At 67.0% G+C, this 17456-nt stretch carries 8 protein-coding genes and 1 pseudogene; 3 read left to right on the plus strand and 6 right to left on the minus strand.

What is annotated here, in order from left to right:
- The 6 genes and pseudogenes from QMX83_RS13225 to glyQ form a co-directional block, all read right to left on the minus strand.
- Positions 1–1240: pseudogene (locus QMX83_RS13225) on the minus strand (translocation/assembly module TamB); the annotation flags it as partial.
- Positions 1237–3021 carry an autotransporter assembly complex family protein gene (locus tag QMX83_RS13230; RefSeq protein WP_282297100.1) on the minus strand — a complete coding sequence of 595 codons (1785 nt, stop codon included), beginning with the start codon at positions 3019–3021 and terminating at the stop codon, positions 1237–1239. The pseudogene QMX83_RS13225 and the gene QMX83_RS13230, both read right to left, overlap by 4 nt.
- 67 nt (positions 3022–3088) lie before the next feature.
- Entirely contained in the window at positions 3089–3562 is a 474-nt protein-coding gene (locus QMX83_RS13235; protein ID WP_282297102.1) for a hypothetical protein, read from the minus strand.
- Positions 3563–3624: 62 nt separating this feature from the next.
- The gene (locus tag QMX83_RS13240; RefSeq protein WP_282297105.1) at positions 3625–10281 is read right to left on the minus strand and encodes a hypothetical protein; all 6657 of its coding nucleotides are present in this window, start codon (positions 10279–10281) and stop codon (positions 3625–3627) included.
- A gap of 406 nt (positions 10282–10687) precedes the next feature.
- The gene (gene glyS, locus QMX83_RS13245; protein WP_282297107.1) at positions 10688–12784 is read right to left on the minus strand and encodes a glycine--tRNA ligase subunit beta; all 2097 of its coding nucleotides are present in this window, start codon (positions 12782–12784) and stop codon (positions 10688–10690) included.
- Positions 12781–13692, minus strand: a complete 912-nt coding sequence (gene glyQ, locus QMX83_RS13250) for a glycine--tRNA ligase subunit alpha (RefSeq protein ID WP_125359410.1) — start codon at positions 13690–13692, stop codon at positions 12781–12783. Before glyQ ends, glyS begins: the two co-directional genes overlap by 4 nt.
- Positions 13693–13737: 45 nt before the next feature.
- Between glyQ and QMX83_RS13255 the strand changes: the two genes are divergently transcribed.
- The 3 genes from QMX83_RS13255 (at position 13738) to QMX83_RS13265 (ending at position 17304) form a co-directional block, all read left to right on the plus strand.
- Positions 13738–15597: a GspE/PulE family protein gene (locus QMX83_RS13255; protein ID WP_282297108.1), complete on the plus strand. Its 1860-nt coding sequence runs from the start codon at positions 13738–13740 to the stop codon at positions 15595–15597.
- Positions 15569–16300, plus strand: coding sequence for a glutamine amidotransferase (locus QMX83_RS13260; protein WP_282297109.1), 732 nt, complete (start codon positions 15569–15571; stop codon positions 16298–16300). The genes QMX83_RS13255 and QMX83_RS13260 overlap by 29 nt, the downstream gene beginning before the upstream one ends.
- A gap of 92 nt (positions 16301–16392) precedes the next feature.
- Positions 16393–17304, plus strand: a complete 912-nt coding sequence (locus QMX83_RS13265; RefSeq protein ID WP_282297110.1) for a BPSS1780 family membrane protein — start codon at positions 16393–16395, stop codon at positions 17302–17304.
- The last annotated feature ends 152 nt before the right edge of the window (positions 17305–17456 follow it).

Genomic DNA, 17456 nt, shown 5'->3' on the forward strand with positions numbered 1-17456 from the left:
CCCGCGGGCCGGCCAGACCCAGGCGCGCTTCCTTCCGGGCCACCGGAACCGGCGCGGCCGCGCCGGGGGTGGCCGGGTCGGCGGCCGGCACGTAGGTCAGGTCGTTGGCCACGATGGAGAAGCGCAGGCTGGCATTCTCGCGGTCGCTGAAGTCGGCCTTGCCCTGCAGCCGCGCCTGTCCGCCAAAGCCTTTCACCACCAGCGGCGACACGGTCAGCACCTGGTCGGCCAGGCCGACGTTGGAGGGGGCCAGTTCCACCACCAGATCCCCCTGCTGCACGCGACCCTGCAGATGCGCCTGCCCGCCCTTGCCGTTGGCCTGGAAGTCCAGCGACAGCGGCGTGCTGGTGCTCGCGTCCATGCCCGGTACCAGCAGCGCAAGGTCGAGTGCGGTGCTCTTCGCGCTGGCCTTCCACACCGGATCGTCGCGCCCCTCGAACACCAGGCTGGCCTGCAGTGGCTCGGGCGCGTAGCCGGCCACGGCCACTTCCATGCGCGCCAGATTGCCGCGTGCCACCAGCCCCAACCGCGCCGGCGTGCGCCCACGCGGAGCGGGCATCAACGCGCTCACGGTGATGTCGGTGGAGTAATCGTTGCGCGGCACGTAGCGGCCGTCGACACGGAAGTCGCCCATGTCGCTGTCCACCACCAGTTGCTTGGCGCGGAATTCGCCATTGGCCATTTCCAGCCCGCCGCGCACCTTGTCGATGTCGATCAGCGGCTCGCCGGCCTGGGTGATGCGGAAGCCGTCGATGGTGATGGTGTCGACCTGGATCGCCAGCGGCATTTCAATCTGCGGCAGCGAACCCGGCCACGATGGCATCTCGAACGGCTCGTCGCTCTTGGCCAGGTTCAAGCTGGCATCGGTCAGCTGCAGCGCATCCAGCTGCAACTTGCGGCCCAGCAAGGGGCGCAGGTCGGGGTCGAGGTAGGCGCGTTTGGCGGTGAAGTGGATATCGTCGTAACGGAAATCCAGGTCGTGCAGGACCAAGGGCCCGGCCAGCGGTCCGTCGACCTTGCTCCACTGCAGGGTGGCCCCGACCGGCAGGCGTGCCATCACCTGTGCCAGCAGCACATCGCGACCGGCCACGGTCTGCAGCAGCCAGTACAGCAGCAGCAGGAACAGCAGCCCCAGTCCCAGCGCGGTAAAGCCCGACCACGCCCAGAAGCGGCGCTTGCGATAGAAGCGCACGCGCGGCGCGGCGATCTTGTTCTGCGGCGTGGGCGTAGGCGTGCTCACAGGTCCGCTCCGATGTTCAGGTACAGCTGGAACTGCGAATCCGGGTTGTTCAGACCATGCGCGATGTCCACCCGCACCGGGCCGACCGGCGACTTCCAGCGCACGCCGAAGCCGACGCCGGTGTGCAGGTCGATGGTGTTGTCGAACGCACTACCGGTATCCACGAACACCGCCGCGCCCCACGGGCCGCCCTTGAAGTAATGCTCGTACTCGGCCGAGCCGACCACCAGGTTCTTCGCGCCCAGCGCGTACTTGTCCGGCTCCGGGGTGCGCGGACCCACTTCGCGGAAGGCGTAACCGCGGATGCTGCGGTCGCCACCGGCGAAGAAGCGCAAGCTGGGCGGCATGGCCACCAGGTCGCTGGTCCAGGTGGTGCCGCCTTCGCCGCGCAGGATCAGACGGTTGCTGTCGCCAATCGGGATGTACCAGCGCAGCAGCACATTGGCCTGCACGAAGCTGGTGTCCGAGCCCGCGCCTTCCACGCCGCCGCGCACGGTGGCACTTCCGCTCACCCCTTTGCGTGGGAACAGATTGTCGTCGACGTTGACGTAGTCGGCGACCAGCTGCGGATACACCAGGGTCGAGGTGTTGTAGATGGCGTTGGTGAACTCGGTCCCGGAGGCGTAGCGCCAGCGCTCGCGCAGTGCGTTGACCGACGCGATCAGCGTCCAGTTCTCGTTGAGCTGGCCGCTGCGGCTGCCGATCAGCTTGAAGTTGCGCAGGTCGATGTAGTCGGTCTGCTCGTCATACGCGCTGGCGGTCAGCCCATACCAGCCATCCAGCCAGCGGAACGCGGGCACCCGATAGCTGACCACCAGACTCTTGCGCTTCTGCGCGTAGTCCAGCTGGGTGTTCATCTTGTGGCCGCGGCTGTTGAGGAAGCGGCGCTCCACGCCGCCGCGCACACCGGCTCCGCTCTCGCTGCCGTAACTGACACCGGCGGTGTAGATGGTGCGCTTGGCACGAGTCAGGTTCACATCGACCGGCACGTTGCCGTTGTCGTCGGCCTGGTCCGGGCGCGGCTGGATGTCGATGGTGCTGAAGTAGTCCAGCTTGGTCAGCGACTCACGCAGGCGGTCCAGCTTGCCTTCGTGGTAATAGCTGCCGGTGTCCCAGTACACCAGCGGGTCGAACAGCCGGTCGACGAAGTAGTCCTGGTTGAAGCGGATCTCACCCATGTTGTAGCGACGACCGCTGTCCCAGGTGAGATCGATGTCGGCGGCGTTCTCGGCGCGGGTGATCTCCACCCGGCGCTCGGTGTAGTCCGCATCGAAGTAGCCGCGTTCGGCCAGCCGGCGGGTGATGACGATCTTGCTGGCTTCGTACGTGGTGTGCTCGAAGCGCTGTCCCTTGCGCGGACGGAAGTTCTCCAGGTCGTCCTGCAGGTAGGAATCCAGCTGCGCGGGACCGGTGATGTCGATGTGCTCGCGGCGCACCAGGGTGGGCGGGCCCTTCTCGACATGGATCACCACGCGCAGGGTGTCGCCTTCACGCGGACTTTCCACCGTGATCTTCGGGTTGTAATAGCCGAACGGCTCCAGCGCCTGCCGGGTCTGGCGCTCGGCCTGCGACAGCAGGTACTCCAGCCGCGACTCGCCCTGCACCTGGCCGATGGTGTCGTACAGCGACAGCGAGACCTCGATGTTCTCGATCATCTCAGCGTCGTCGCCCTTGTCCAGCCCCTTGATGTCGACCTTCTCGATGGTCCCACGCGCATGGGCCACCGGGATGGCGGCGAAAGTGAAGAGGAGAAGCGTCAGGACGTATTTCATGGGCGGCATGCCCACAGGATAACGGGAACGGGCTGAAAACGAAGCCCGTTCCCGAAGGCGCGGCATCACACCATGTTCACGTAGGTGGCAGGTGTGCGAGGAAGGTGTGCCAGTCCTGTGCCGCCGACACGTAGATGTCATACGGCCCGTCCGTGTCGTTGCCTGATTCGATGCACAGGGTGAAGAACATCAGCGCGTGCTGTTGCCTGCAGCACAGGTAGTAGCAGTCGCCGCATCCCTGGTTGTCCAGGAAGCCGAACACCCGCATGCCCTCGCGCAGCAGAAGCTGCGCGTCGGCGTGCCGGTATACGGGACCCTCGGCAGCATCGTCGCTGAGGGTCCCGTACTCCAGGTAGGGGGCCAGTGCACGGCCCCATTCGTCACGGATCGCCTCGCGGATCAGCGGATCCTGTGCACTGCCGAAGGACAGGAAGGCACCTTCCCGCGCACGCAGCGCGTCCTCCTGCGCTGCATCCAGCAGCGCTGCGGGGGTGCCCGGTTGCGGCGCACCCGGCGGCGGCGGAAGGGGGTTGGTCGTATCAATGCGCATCAAGCACCTCCAGTTCAGTCCTCAGGCTACCGCGCCCACGCGTGCGTGTGCTGGCACGGTCCTCACAGCCCGACACTGGGTTCCCAGAGCCGCGGGGCCGGCAATGCCAGCGGATGCTCCAGCAGGTGGCGCTCCAGCCAGTTGACCACGTCGGGCTTCTTCATTTCCTCCACCGCTTTGGCCTTCATCCAGGCATCGAGGTCATCGCCCAGCACCGGATTCGGCCGGTTGTCGTACAGCCGCTCCCAGTCCGCGCGATTCTTTTCAACCAACCGTTCGATCCTGCCCTTGGTAATCCACTCCTTCCGTGCGAGCGGGTCCTTGAAGCGGTAGAAGACCCGGATGTTCATGTCGGGCAACCGCTCGATCACCTCGGTCAGGCGCGGGTCGCAGCTGATGTTGCAGGGGTCCATATCCGAGTAGATGAACAGCTTCCCGGTCAGCCTGTCGATCCGCGCGGCGCTGGATCCCCACAGCAGGGGAACCAGCGTCGGCTCCGCCTCCCCCAGTGCCTTGAACACGCCGCCCAGGATCTTGCTCTCGCTGCAGGACAGAATCTGGTACATGCGGTAGTCACCGGGCACCAGTGCCTTGGCGTTGGTCGGAAGAAGGCGCGCTTCGCCCATGTACTTCTTCAATGCGGGCGACATGTGCCGGCCCTCGACGCGTTTGATTTCCGCGTCGGTCAGTGCGTTGAGCGGCTTGGCGCTGCTCCATTCGTCCAGCTTCACCTGCAGGTCTTCGTCAGTGAACGTGATCTTCACCGAGCCTTCGCCGGGTTCGCTCAACGCACCCTGTGCCGGGCGCAGGTCGGCACCGGCAGGGTAGTCGGTCCGGAACATCCCGCGCATCGTCGGGAATCCATTCGCGTCTTTTACCGGGACGAAGACACGACGGATCGGCTCGGGGTAAGGGATGAATTTCTCTGGCCCCATCCAGTCGCGAGGGGTGGTGCTCAATGCGGTTCCCTTCAACGGGAACCATGCAGGCCACTTGACTTCGGTGCCCTTGTAGCAGACATCCTCCAGCTCGAAGGTGGCGAAGTTCATGCTCTCGTGGCCGATGAGCGACCTGAAATTCTTGTGCGACAGTTCGCGCAGCCGCGCTGCGTCCTGCGCGCTGAATACCGCACCATTCTTGCCGCGCTTGAATTCCATCTCTCTTTTTGACAGCGCTTTGTACTCGATTTCCAGCTGCTTGAGCTCGAAGTACGCGGCATCGGCTTCAGCGTGACGCTGGTCCAGCAGTGCACCGAGTTGCTCACTTAACGCCACCTCGGACCTGGCGACCTCAACGCCTCGCGCCGCTTCCGCGCCGTTCGAAGGTCCGCAATCGGCCACGTTACGCTTGCCCCTGCCGGTGCCCTTCTTGCCGATCCGACAGGTCGAGCCGATCGGAGCCTCTTTCATACGCTCCAGGACCCCTTGTCGAAGATCGGCGGGACTGCGCAAGGCGTGGCGCTCTTGCTCGCCTACCTGCTGATACACCCCCTGCTGCCAGCTGTCGTAGGGCGTTCCGTCGGCGTCGGTGACCGATGCCGCCCCGTTGCCGGGGAAGACAACCTTGGCCTCGGGGTCACCCGGCTTGTCGGCTTTGATCACCAGGGCAATGCCATTCGTGCCTTCACCGTGGACGGAGAAGCGCCGGTTTGGCAGCGCAGGCTGCAGCTGGGCGGCCAGTTGCTGTACGTCGCCCAGCGTGCCGAACGCGCCGTTGACCACCGCCTCGCGCTGCTGCCGCTCCGAACGGCTGGCGAGGGCGTCGGCCACGGCGGTCTGGACCTCCTGCGGGAAGTTCCACTGTTCCAGTTGCCGCGTCACATCCGGCCCAAGACCGGCGACGATCTCTTCGGCCTCGGTCTTGGTCAGCGCGCGGAAGTGCTTCACGAGATTGTCTGCCGCCGCCGGCAGGTCGTGCCGCGCCGCCCTCCAGTTCTGCCAGGTGAGCAGACTCTGCTTGGGGTTGGCCGTGATCACGGCGGCCAGCTCTTTCCGCGCGGTGGCCACGATCTCGTCGCGGCCAGCATCGGGCGTCAGGTCCAGACTGCTGCGCAGTGTGTCAAGGTTGCTGGCATCCACCAACGCCTCCACGCCCGGCAGCGCGCTGCGGTCATCGACACGCACCATCACGCCCACCGGCCCGGCCCCGATGCGCGGACCGAAGATCTGGTTGTTGTTGTCGTCATCGACGTAGGTCTGCACGGCCCGGCCGTTGCCCAGGCGCCGGCTGTCCGCCCACGCCCGAGGGACCAGGGTTCCGTCGCCTGGCAGGCCCAGGGTCGAGGGGTTTTTGATGATCGCCCGGATGCGCTCCTCCATCGCCAGCTGGCTGACCACGTTGAGGAGGTCGGCCCCGGGGCGCGCACTCAGCGCCGCAAAACCGAAGGTGGCTTCCAGCATCTCGAGAGAGGCGGGCGACAGCACGTCTGCTTCCGGGATGTTGGCCACCCAGGACGGCTTCGCGACGGGCACCGGGGTGGTGCCGCCTGCGCGCGGCGGCAGGGCGTCCATGCGTCGCCAGTGCCCATCGCGGTACTCCACCGGCGGGCCGACATCGCGTGGGTTGTGCGGATCGCGCAGGCGCAGGATGCCGTTTTCATCCTGGCCGGCCTGCACGAAGGCACCGTCAACCTTGAGGTAGTCCTGTCCGCCCTGCTTGTACACGGTCGCGCCGCCCGGCAACACCTGCGGGAACATCGGCGAATCGACAATCTGGGCGGGGGAGACGGCGAAGGCCTGGTTTACCCTGCCGCCTGCGTCAAAGGCCCGCGCCTGCGCCTTGAACTGGCTCAGCGCTGCAGCGGCCTCCTGAAGTCTGTGGAGTGCGGCCCTGCCCAGCCGGAACATCAGCTTGCCGATCGCGCCGATCTGCAGCGCGTCCACCGCATCAAGCAGGCTGCCGCCGACCGATGCGATGCCGTCATTGCGGTCGCCGCGCTCGAAGTGGTCAATGGCCTGGACGATGCCGTCCGCCACCAGCGCCAGCGACGCCGCCGCACAGAGGCCGGCTCCGAGCCCGCCGGTGGCCAGGCTGCACACCAGCGCCGCGCTCACCGAACCGGCAACACGCAGCGCCTCGGCCATCTGTTCGAGCGGCGTCAGCGAGATCTCCTCCACATCGGAAATGCGTCCTTCGATCAGGGTGCGGCCGGCCGCGTCCGGTCCGCCCGTCGAACGGAAGCCGACCGGAATGCCGTCCCGGGTGTCCTTCTTGGCGAAGGCCTGCGCCAGCTTCTTGTGGTACCGGAACAGCACGTGTCTGGGGAACCGGGCGTAGGAGGTGGATTCCCTCAGCCAGGTCTTGAACGCGGCCACGTCCAGCACCCGGTCGTCGCTGCCGTTTTCGCCCGACAGGAAGATCCGGAACTCGTCACCGTCGTGCAGGGCCCAAAGCCCGTCGATGGGCACGCCGTCCAGCGTCACCACATGCAGCGAGGACGCCCGGCCGTTGGCGGGGTCCAGGCGCTCCAGGGCATGGACCAGGCCGCGATGGCTGTCCGGGTTCAGCGTGCCGTCCTGGCCCGCCACCGCCACCATCCAGGCCAGACCCGTGCGGATGCGATCGCCCAGCGCCTTCCCCAACTGGGCACCGGCACGGCTGCCCGGAATGCCACGCAGGTAGCGGACGTATGTCTCGGCCAGGCGGTTGTCGTTGGCGTAGGTCTCCAGCCAGCCGCAGAGCTCACGGCGCAGATCGTGGTCTTCCAGCGCAGCGGTCAACGCCGCGTTCTTGACCGGCTTTCCGTCCGCGTCGGGCTGGTAGGCGGTGATCCTGATCGCGTCCAGCTCGCTGGCACTGGGCCATTCCGGCACCTCGTAGCGGACGTTGGGCGGCAGGCCGAGGTCGGGCGGGAAGTCCGGCTGCACATTGGACAACGCCGGGCGGCGCAGTCCGTCCGTCTGCCAGCCGTGGGCGGCCCAGGCGGTCAAGCTCATCGTCACACCGTTCCAGGTCAGCTTCAGCTGATCCGGATCGAAACCTGATGCCTGTACGTCAACGCCATGTTTGGCCAGTACCCCACCGAAGTTGCGAAGCACCTCGGGGTGGGCGTGCACGTACAGGCTCTGCACCACCGAAGCCAGCTGCTGCTGGTAGACGCTGTCGGCCTTCACCTTGGCAATGCCCAGCGGGTTCCAGCGCAGGGCGTTGCGCGCCTGCGCCTGACGGGCCAGTCCTTCGCTGTGCGAGACCAGCGCGGCGGCCCATCGCTCCGCGTTGTTCATGGGCCCCACGGGCGTGAAGTCCAGCTGGAAGCTGGTGCTCGGGTTCCAGCCGTTCGGGTCGTCCTTCCGTTGCTGGTGCAGGTAGTAACGCTCGGTCCATCGCTTGACCAGCTCGGCCACAGTGGCGCGCTGCGTCGGGTCGGCCGCATTGACGATGTCCGCGGCCAGGAGGGTGTTGGCTGTGCCGTTGTTGTTCACGACCCCCGTGCGCATCCTGTCGGCGTCAAGGAAAGCGCGAAGCGATGTGTCGTCGCTGAAGAACTGCACGTCGGACAGGTCCGCCCGGTACAGCAGCACGCGCGGGTCACCGTCGGTGGCGCGCAGCACCAGGTAGTTGGGCAGCGTGAGGGAGACGGTCCGGCCGTTCGGCAGGCGGTCCGCATAGGTCAGCACCGAACGCTCCACGCCCGGCTGGCCCTGCAGGAACTTCACCAGCAGCCCCGCGCCGTGCCGCTGCAGCTCACCGTTCTCATGGTGGTGCGACTTGGCCTTGATCCCGTCGATGACCAGACGGGCGCGCAGCGCGCGGTTCAGCAGCGGACGCAACGCCTCGCTGCGTTGCCTGACATCAGCGGCCAGTCCACGGCAGGCGTCGCTGTTGACGAAGTCCTGCAGGCGCTTCTGCGTCGGTGCGTCCAGCGGTACGCCGGCGCGCGTGAAGGTCGGCAGGGGCACGGCGTTCGGGGTGGACGCGGCGCGCCGCACCAGGCAGTACTGCAGCAACGGCAGGCGGTCTTCGGCAATGACGCCGGCCACCGGTTGCGATGGCAGCTGCGCCTCGATGTCACTCCACTCGCCCGTCCACCCCGCCGCCGTCAGCGCCTGGCCCAGCAGCGTCTCGGCGCTGTGCTCCAATGGTGCCATCTGCAGTTTCAGCTCGCGCAGGGTGTGCCATTGCAGCGCCACCAGTGTCTGCTCGCTTTCCGGAAGCCGTGCGATCCAATCCCAGTCGGGCAGGCGGCCCATCTCCTGCGCGACGACCTGGGCCCACAGTCGCATCGACTGCAGCTGCGACTGCAGCGGCTGATCCATGCGCACGGCGTCCAGCTGTGCGTTGTCCAACCCCAACTGCGTCGCGGCGGAAGGCACGTCCGTCGGGGTGGGCGCGGAGGGGGGGGCGTCCGCACCGAACAGCGCACGACGGACACGCCGGTGATGCACGGGCGCGGTTTCTTCGACCGTGTTCAGCCCCTGCAGGCCGAGCAGCTCGTCCAGGCCCGCATGCCAGATGCCGTTCGGGTCTTGAACCACCGCGTCGATCGCGCCGGCGGCCAGATCGGTGGGCGTGGGTGGCGCTGCAACGGGCTGCCCACTGCCCCGCAGGTACGCCCAGGTTGCGAGCGTAAGGGTGCCGAACGCCGCGGTGCCGCCGAGTATCAGTTTGCTGGCGCTGTTGAGCGGGCCGCGCCTCAGCACGCCCGTGCTCGCCGCCCCCCCACTCGCCGCCGTCGGGACCAGCGGCGTGCTGGCACTGGGGCTCGTCGTCGGAACGCCCATGTTTGTCATTTCAATGCCCTCATCCGGGGCGACTTGCTGGAAGTCGAAGCCGCGCAGGAACCCGATGCCCGCCGTGAGCCAGGTCCACCAGGAAGTGACCGACCTGCCGCCGGCAGACGTGGCCACATCGTCCGGCGCAGGCGGTGGCTGCGCGATCGCGCCACCGCGTACCGGCGCGCCGGGAGCGGATGCGGCCTCGAACGGCAGCTCGGGTGTGCCGGCAGCCGCAGGGAGTGGAGATGTTTGCGCGTCGATGACCGGAGCGGGGGCGTTGAAGTCCGGAAGGTGCTTCCGGTCTTCCCACCACTTCTGCGCGGCAAGCTTAGCTTTCTCTTCCGGTGACAGTTTCGGGCGGACGGAGGGCAGCGCATCCTGCAGTGACATCAGCTCAGTGCACGTATTCACCGGCGCGAACAGGCCGGCCCCGATGCGGTCCAGACTGACCAGCCGCTGCCAGTTCCGCGGCAGATCAGCAATGAACCGGCCCAGCCCGCTCAGCTGCCCTGAAGGCGATGGCAGCCGCTGCTGCACGTACCAGAGCAGCGCCACCACCGCGAGCACAGGACCGAGCTGACGCAGGTCGAGCGCCGGCGTGAGCGCGTCGTCGCTCTGCTGCACCCACTGGTGCAGTGCTTCCAGCTGGGTGCGCAGCACCTCCGGCAGGCTGGCGACCATGGCATCGATCAACGGGATGCTGCGCAGACTGGTCATGTCCGGCGGCAGCGTGACCACGGTCATTCCGACCGTGGTCAGCGCCTTCGCCACATCTGCCCAGGTGCCCTGGTACATCGCCCGCGCAAGCTGCATCAGCGCAAGGGCCCCTGTTGCACCCGGGAACTGGCGCGCGAGCGTGCCCCAGCGCATCTTGTCCAGCGTGGTGTTGGTGATGCCGAGCATGAGGTCCTTCAACACGGTCAACTCGAATCCGCGTGCGACCAGGGCCTCTTCGACCGCAGCCACGGCGGCCTCGAGCTTGTCCGGCGAAGCTCTCTCGATCATGGCGATGAGGCCGGGTGCTTCCCCGGCATTGCTGCGTCGCAGTGCGTCTACCACCGTCTCTTTGCGTACCTGGAGCGTCAGCCCGGCCCAATCCAACGGCACATTTCCCACATCGCTCAATGTAGGAATGGCCTCTGTTCCCTGTGCTGTTGCGTTGGTCGGCAGGGAGGAAGACGAAGACGGAGCAGCATTGTTCAGCGCAATAGCAGGGAGCGTCATGGGGAAGCGTTCGCAAAGGGGGGAGGTATCGGCCACTGACGCATTCGCATTGCGCGGGCCGATTCCATCGGATATTCCCCAAAGTGCTGCCCGTTTCGAATGCAATTTCTTATCGATGTGTACGACGCGCGCAAAAAAAACGCCCGGCAGTGCCGGGCGTCGATCAGGTGCGCGTTTGCATTCCGCGTCAGCTGGACAGATGCTCGATCGCCGCCACGCTGCCCAGGCGGTCGCCCAGACGCTTCAGCAGCGCCAGACGGTTGCCGCGCAGCGCGGGATCTTCCGCATTGACCATCACGCCGTCGAAGAACGCATCCACCTGCGCGCGCAAGCGTGCCAGACGCGCCAGCACGCTGACGTAATCCTTCTGGTGCAGGCTGGCGTTGCTGTCGTCAATGGCCGCTTCCACAGCTTCGGCCAGTTCGCTTTCAACGGGCTCAGCCAGCAGCGACGGATCGACCATGCCGGGGATATCGCCTTCTGCCTTGCGGAGGATGTTGCGGATGCGCTTGTTGGCGGCCGCCAGCGCTTCGGCTTCCGGCAACGCGGCAAACGTGCCGATGGCGTCAATGCGGCGGTCGAAGTCGTACAGCGACGCCGGCTTCAGTTCGGCCACGGCATTGAAATGCGTGGCCGGCACGCCCTTGTCGGCGTAGTAGCCGCGCAGGCGGTCGAGGATGAAGTCGTACACGTCCTGCGGCAGCGTTTCGGTCTTGCGCTCGGCGCTGGGCTGCACGGCGGCCGGCAGATGGCCGAAGGCGGTCATCAGCAGCGCGCGCAGATCCAGGTCAAAGCCGGACTCGATGATCGTCCGCGCCAGGCCCAGTGCATTGCGACGCAGCGCGAACGGATCCTTGTTGCCGGTCGGCTTCAGCCCGGCGGCAAAGCCACCGGCCAGGGTATCCAGGCGCTCGGCGATGGCCAGCACCTTGCCCAGCGGCGACAGCGCGATATCGTCGCCGCCGAAGCGCGGCTGGTAGGCCTCGTCGATGGCCAGCGCCACCTCCGGCGACTCGCCACCGGCCACGGCGTAGTGACGGCCGGCGATGCCCTGCAGTTCCGGGAATTCGTTGACCATGCGCGACTGCAGGTCGTTCTTGGCCAGCAGCGCCGCGCGCTTGGCCAGCACCGGATCGGTGCCGACCTGCGGCGCGATGACCTCGGCCAGTGCGACCACGCGCTGCACCTTGTCGGCCACCGAGCCCAGCTTGGCCTGGTAGGTCACGGTCTTCAGGCCGTCCCCCATCGATTCCAGGCCCTGCTTCAGGTCTTCGTCGAAGAAGAACTTGGCGTCGGAGAAGCGCGGACGGATGACGCGCTCGTAGCCCTTGGCCACTTCGGCGACGTCCTTGGACTCGATGTTGGCGATGCCGATGAACTTCTCGGTGAGCTTGCCGCTGGCATCCAGCACCGGGAAGAACTTCTGGTTGATCTCCATGGTTTCGATCAGCGCTTCCTGCGGCACCGCCAGGAATTCGCGCTCGAAGCTGCACAGCACCGGGGCCGGCCATTCGACCAGGTTGACCACCTGCTCGAGGTTGTCGTCGGTGATCCGGGCCTGGCCGCCGGCCTTGGCGGCTTCAGCGTGGGCGGCGGCGACAATGCGCTCGCGGCGCACGTCGGCGTCAACCAGCACGAAGGCCGCTTCCAGCGAGCTCACGTAGTCTTCCGGCGTGCTCAGCCACACGGTCTTGTCATGCATGAAGCGATGGCCGCGGCTCATGCGGTCCGACGTCAGGCCCAGCAGTTCGGCGCTGACCACGTCCTTGCCGTGCAGCAGCACCAGCCAGTGCACCGGGCGGGCGAAGCCATAGGCATGGCTGCCCCAGCGCATCGGCTTGGGAATCGGCATGGCCGCAATCGTTTCGGCCAGGATCTCCGGCAGCAGCGCCGCGGTGCGCGCGCCCGGGGTCACCGAACGGTGCACGAAGCGCTCGCCCTTGGCGTCGGTGGTGCGCTCCAACGCGCTCCACTCGATTCCGGCCTTGGCGGCAAAGCCCTGCAGTGCCTTGGTCGGCTGGCCGTCGGCGTCCAGCGCGATGTTGAGGTACGGGCCCAGCACTTCGGCGTGCTGTTCCGGCTGTTCCACGGCCACGCCGGGCAGCAGCACGGCCAGACGACGCGGGGTCGACAGCGGCTTGGCGTCGCCGCGCTCCACGGTCACGCCGCGCTTGGTCAGGCCTTCGATCACGCCATCGAAGAAGGCCTGGGCCAGGCCCGGCAGCGCCTTCACCGGCAGTTCTTCGGTACCCAGTTCAATCAGCAGCGGCTGCATCGTGCTCATGCCTGCACCTCCTTGGCCGCCACCGCTTCGAGGCGCTTGGCTTCATACAGTTTGGCCACCGCCTGGGCCAGCGCGCGCACGCGCAGGATGTAGCGCTGGCGCTCGGTGACGCTGATCGCACGGCGCGCATCCAGCAGGTTGAACGAATGGCTGGCCTTGCACACCTGCTCATAGGCGGGCAGCGGCAGGCCGGCCTCGACCAGCATCTGCGCTTCCTTCTCGCACGCGTCGAAACGGTGGAACAGTTCTTCCACGTTGGCGTATTCGAAGTTGTAGGTGCTCTGCTCGACTTCGTTCTGGTGATACACGTCGCCGTAGGTCACGGGCGTGCCGTCCGGGCCGTAGGTCCAGACCAGGTCATAGACGTTGTCGCAGTTCTGCAGGTACATGCAGAGGCGTTCCAGACCGTAGGTGATTTCGCCCAGCACCGGCTTGCATTCCAGGCCACCGGCCTGCTGGAAGTAGGTGAACTGGGTCACTTCCATGCCGTTGAGCCAGACTTCCCAGCCCAGGCCCCAGGCACCGAGGGTCGGCGACTCCCAGTTGTCCTCGACGAAGCGCAGGTCATGCACCAGCGGGTCGATGCCCAGCGCCTTGAGCGAATCCAGGTACAGCTGCTGGATGTTGTCCGGGCTCGGCTTCATCGCCACCTGGTACTGGTAGTAGCGCTGCAGGCGGTTGGGATTTTCGCCGTAGCGGCCGTCGGTGGGGCGGCGCGAAGGCTGCACATAGGCGGCATTCCAGCTTTCCGGACCGATCGAGCGCAGGAAGGTGGCCGGGTGGAAGGTACCGGCCCCGACCTCCAGGTCCAGCGGCTGGATCAGCACGCAGCCCTGCTGCGCCCAGTACTGGTTGAGGGTCTGGATGAGGCCCTGGAACGTGATCGGAACGGTCTTCGTGGCGGACATGCGGCGGATTCTTGCCTGCAAAGGGGGTGCGCTAGTATAGCGATCATGGATCATCGCCCATCGGTACCGCCCCTTCCCGCCGGCCAGACCGGGCCCGCACCCCACGCCGAGCGGGTGCCGTTGCCGCCGGGCCGGTTGGGATTTGACCAGGTGGCGGCGGCGCTGGTGGCCGACGGGCTGGTCGCGCCGCAGGAGCAGGAGCGGATCCGCTTCTCCGCCCACGGTGCCCGCAACGCCAGCGAGGTCCACCCGCTGGTGCTGCTGGCCAACCTCAAGCTGGCCGGAGCCAATGGCGGCGAACTGGGTCTGGAGCGGCTGACCGAATGGCTGGCCGAGCGCACCGGGACCCGATACCTGCGAATCGACCCGACCCGGGTAGATGTGCCGGCGGTGACCGCGCTGGTCTCCCATGCCTACGCCAAGCGCCACCGCTTCCTGCCGCTGGCGGTGAACAGCGAGCGGGTGCTGGTCGCCACCAGCGAACCGCTGGCGCAGGAGTGGCTGCGCGACCTGCAGCACCTCACCCGCCGCCAGATCGAGCTGACCACGGTCAACCCGCTGGACCTTCACCGTTACACCATGGAGTTCTACGGGGTCACCCGCTCGGTGCGCGGCGCGCGCAGCGACAGCCGCGGCGAGCCCAGTGGCACCCTGCCCAGCTTCGAGCAGCTGGTCGAGCTGGGCCGCGCCGGCGACGTCAACGCCGACGACCACCACATCGTCCACATCGTCGACTGGCTGCTGCAGTACGCCTATGAACAGCGCGCCTCGGACATCCACCTGGAACCCCGTCGCGACATGGGGCGCATGCGCTTCCGCATCGACGGCGTGTTGCACAAGGTGTTCGAAGTGCCACCGGCGGTGATGACCGCCGTGGTCAGCCGGATCAAGGTGCTCGGGCGCATGGACCTGGCCGAGCGCCGCCGCCCGCAGGACGGGCGCATCAAGACCCGCTCGCCCGGCGGGCGCGAGGTGGAAATGCGCCTGTCGACCATGCCCACCGCCTTCGGCGAGAAGTGCGTGATGCGCATCTTCGACCCGGACGCGGCATTCAAGAGCATCGACCAGCTGGGCTTCAGCCCCGAGGAAGCGGCCGGTTGGACCGCCCTGGTGGAGCGCCCGCACGGCATCGTGCTGGTCACCGGGCCGACCGGTTCGGGCAAGACCACCACCCTGTATTCCACCCTGAAGCGGCTGGCCACCCCGGACGTGAACGTGTGCACGGTGGAGGACCCGATCGAAATGATCGCGCCGGAGTTCAACCAGATGCAGGTGCAGACCAACATCGACCTGGACTTCGCGGCCGGCGTGCGCACCCTGCTGCGGCAGGACCCGGACATCATCATGATCGGCGAGATCCGCGACCTGGAGACCGCGCAGATGGCGGTACAGGCCTCGCTGACCGGTCACCTGGTGCTGTCGACCCTGCACACCAACGATGCACCTTCGGCAATCACCCGCCTGCTCGACCTGGGCGTGCCCCACTACCTGATCGCCTCCACCGTGAACGGCATCCTGGCCCAGCGTTTGGTGCGCACCCTGTGCCCGCATTGCAAGGTGCCCAAACCGCTCAGCGCGGCCCAATGGGCGGTGTTGGCTGATGCCGATGAAGCATTACCAGAGTCGCCCACGCCATATGCGCCGGCTGGCTGCATCGACTGCCGGCGCACCGGTTACCTGGGTCGGGTCGGCCTGTATGAGTTGCTGCCATTGGGTTCGCGGCTGCGCGGCCTGATCCGGGCCGACATGGATCTGGCCGGTTTCAGTCGTGCCGCCCGTGCTGAAGGGTTGCGAACCCTGCGCCGCGCGGGGCTTGAAAAGGTGGCGGCAGGGCTGACTACAATCGAGGAAGTCCTGTCTGTGCTGCCTCCCCCGGATGAACCACGCGCCCTTCCTGATTCTTGAAACCGGCCAACCGGTCGCCTCGCTGCGCCGGTACGGGCGCTTTCCGCACTGGATCCGGGTTGCGGCCGGGCTGGAAGCCGATGAGACGGTGGTGGTCGATGTGGAGCACGGCGAGGCGCTGCCCGATCCGGCCGGCTTTGCCGGGGTGATCGTCACCGGCTCGGCCGCCTACGTCACCGACCGCGCCGAGTGGAGCGAGCGCAGCGCGCAGTGGCTGCGCGACGTCGCCCACGACGGCCGCCCGGTGTTCGGCATCTGCTACGGACACCAGCTGCTGGCGCACGCACTGGGAGGCGAGGTCGCCTACAACCCGGCCGGGCGCGAGTCGGGCACGATCGAGCTGGCGCTGGACCCGTCCGCAGTCGACGACCCCCTGTTTGCCGGCCTGCCCTCGCACTTCCCTGCGCACGCCACCCACCTGCAGACCGTGCTGCGGGCCCCGGAAGGTGCCGCCATCCTGGCGCGTTCGGCGCAGGACAACTGCCATGCCTTCCGCTGGGGCCAGCAGGCCTGGGGCGTGCAGTTTCACCCCGAGTTCGCCACCCACCACATGCGCGGCTATGTGCGCGCCCGCGCCGAGTGCATCCGCAGCCATGGCGGCTGCGCCCGCACCGTGGCACGGGGAGTCAGCGCCGCTCCGCTGGCCCGGCAGCTGCTGCGCCGTTTCGTGCGTCAGGCGCGCAATGTTGAACGCGGTCACTGAACGTCCGGATCTTCAGGTGGCGCGCACGCAAAACAGGGATAATTGAGGAAGCACGGGGCCTGCGGCCCCCACTCCCCCTGTTCCGGACCGGTATGAGAGACATTCGCAAGCTGCCCGCCTCGGCGGGTGCCCAGTGGCTATTGGACACTTTTTCGCTGTACCGCCGCGCGCCCCTGCAGCTGGCCGTGCTCGGCATCATCGGCATGCTGGTCAGTTCGTTGATGTTCGCCCTTTCGCAGGCGCTTCCCAGCTGGATCGGCACGGCGGTGCAGATGGTCTGGCTGGCCACCGGCCCGGTCGTGTTCGGCGGCATGTTGTGGGCCGTGAGCGAGATCGACCAGGGGCACCGTGCGCTGCCCACGCACCTGTTGCAGCCGATCCGCGACCGTCGTGTGTTTCACCTGTTGCTGCCGTTGCTGATCTACTTCACTGCCATCGTCCTGCTCGGCAGCCTGCTGCTTGCCATGATTGGAAAAGAGGGGCTGGCGTCCATTGCCCAGGCGACGCTTGATCTGCAGGCACTGCAACTGGCCGATACGCCCGCCAGCAGCGAGCAGATGCAGGCGGTGTTCGACCCGGTTCCGGTCAAGCGCATCCTGCTGTGGATGGCGCTGACGTTTGGTGTGTTCGTCGCGCTGAGCATGGCCATGTTCACCCAGCCGGCGCTGGTCATGTTTGATCGCCAGAGCGGCATGCACGCGCTGCGCATGAGCCTGCAGGGCTGCATCGAGAATTTCACCGCAATGGCCGTGTTCATGCTGTTGGGCCTGATCGCCTCGGTGTGCATCAACGTCCTGTTTTTCATCGTGGCCAACATCGCGACGCTCTTCGCCGGACCGGGCATCGGGATGGCCGTGATGAACCTGGGCATGATCACCGTGACGATGCCGCTCTACGTCGGCGCGGTGTACGCGGCCTGGAAGCAGATGTTCGCGCACCGCACCCGCGGCACCCCGCCGCCGGTGCCGCCGGCGAACGGACCGAAGAACATCTTTGCGGCCTGATCGTAGAGCCACGCCCTGCGTGGCTGCGCGGTGCTAGACCCAGCCGTAGAGCCACGCCCTGCGTGGCTGCGCGGTGCTAGACCCAGCCGTAGAGCCACGCCCTGCGTGGCTGCGCGGTGCCACCTTGGTCGAAGCCACGCAGGGCGTGGCTC

Source organism: Stenotrophomonas sp. PS02289 (assembly GCF_029960115.1).
Taxonomy (GTDB): domain Bacteria; phylum Pseudomonadota; class Gammaproteobacteria; order Xanthomonadales; family Xanthomonadaceae; genus Stenotrophomonas.

Excerpts from the sequence above, each read along its gene's own strand:
- QMX83_RS13230 (WP_282297100.1), bottom strand. The coding sequence starts at position 3,021 with ATGCCGCCCATGAAATACGTCCTGACGCTTCTCCTCTTCACTTTCGCC.
- QMX83_RS13235 (WP_282297102.1), bottom strand. The coding sequence starts at position 3,562 with ATGCGCATTGATACGACCAACCCCCTTCCGCCGCCGCCGGGTGCGCCG.
- QMX83_RS13240 (WP_282297105.1), bottom strand. The coding sequence starts at position 10,281 with ATGATCGAGAGAGCTTCGCCGGACAAGCTCGAGGCCGCCGTGGCTGCG.
- glyS (WP_282297107.1), bottom strand. The coding sequence starts at position 12,784 with ATGAGCACGATGCAGCCGCTGCTGATTGAACTGGGTACCGAAGAACTG.
- glyQ (WP_125359410.1), bottom strand. The coding sequence starts at position 13,692 with ATGTCCGCCACGAAGACCGTTCCGATCACGTTCCAGGGCCTCATCCAG.
- QMX83_RS13255 (WP_282297108.1), top strand. The coding sequence starts at position 13,738 with ATGGATCATCGCCCATCGGTACCGCCCCTTCCCGCCGGCCAGACCGGG.
- QMX83_RS13260 (WP_282297109.1), top strand. The coding sequence starts at position 15,569 with ATGAACCACGCGCCCTTCCTGATTCTTGAAACCGGCCAACCGGTCGCC.
- QMX83_RS13265 (WP_282297110.1), top strand. The coding sequence starts at position 16,393 with ATGAGAGACATTCGCAAGCTGCCCGCCTCGGCGGGTGCCCAGTGGCTA.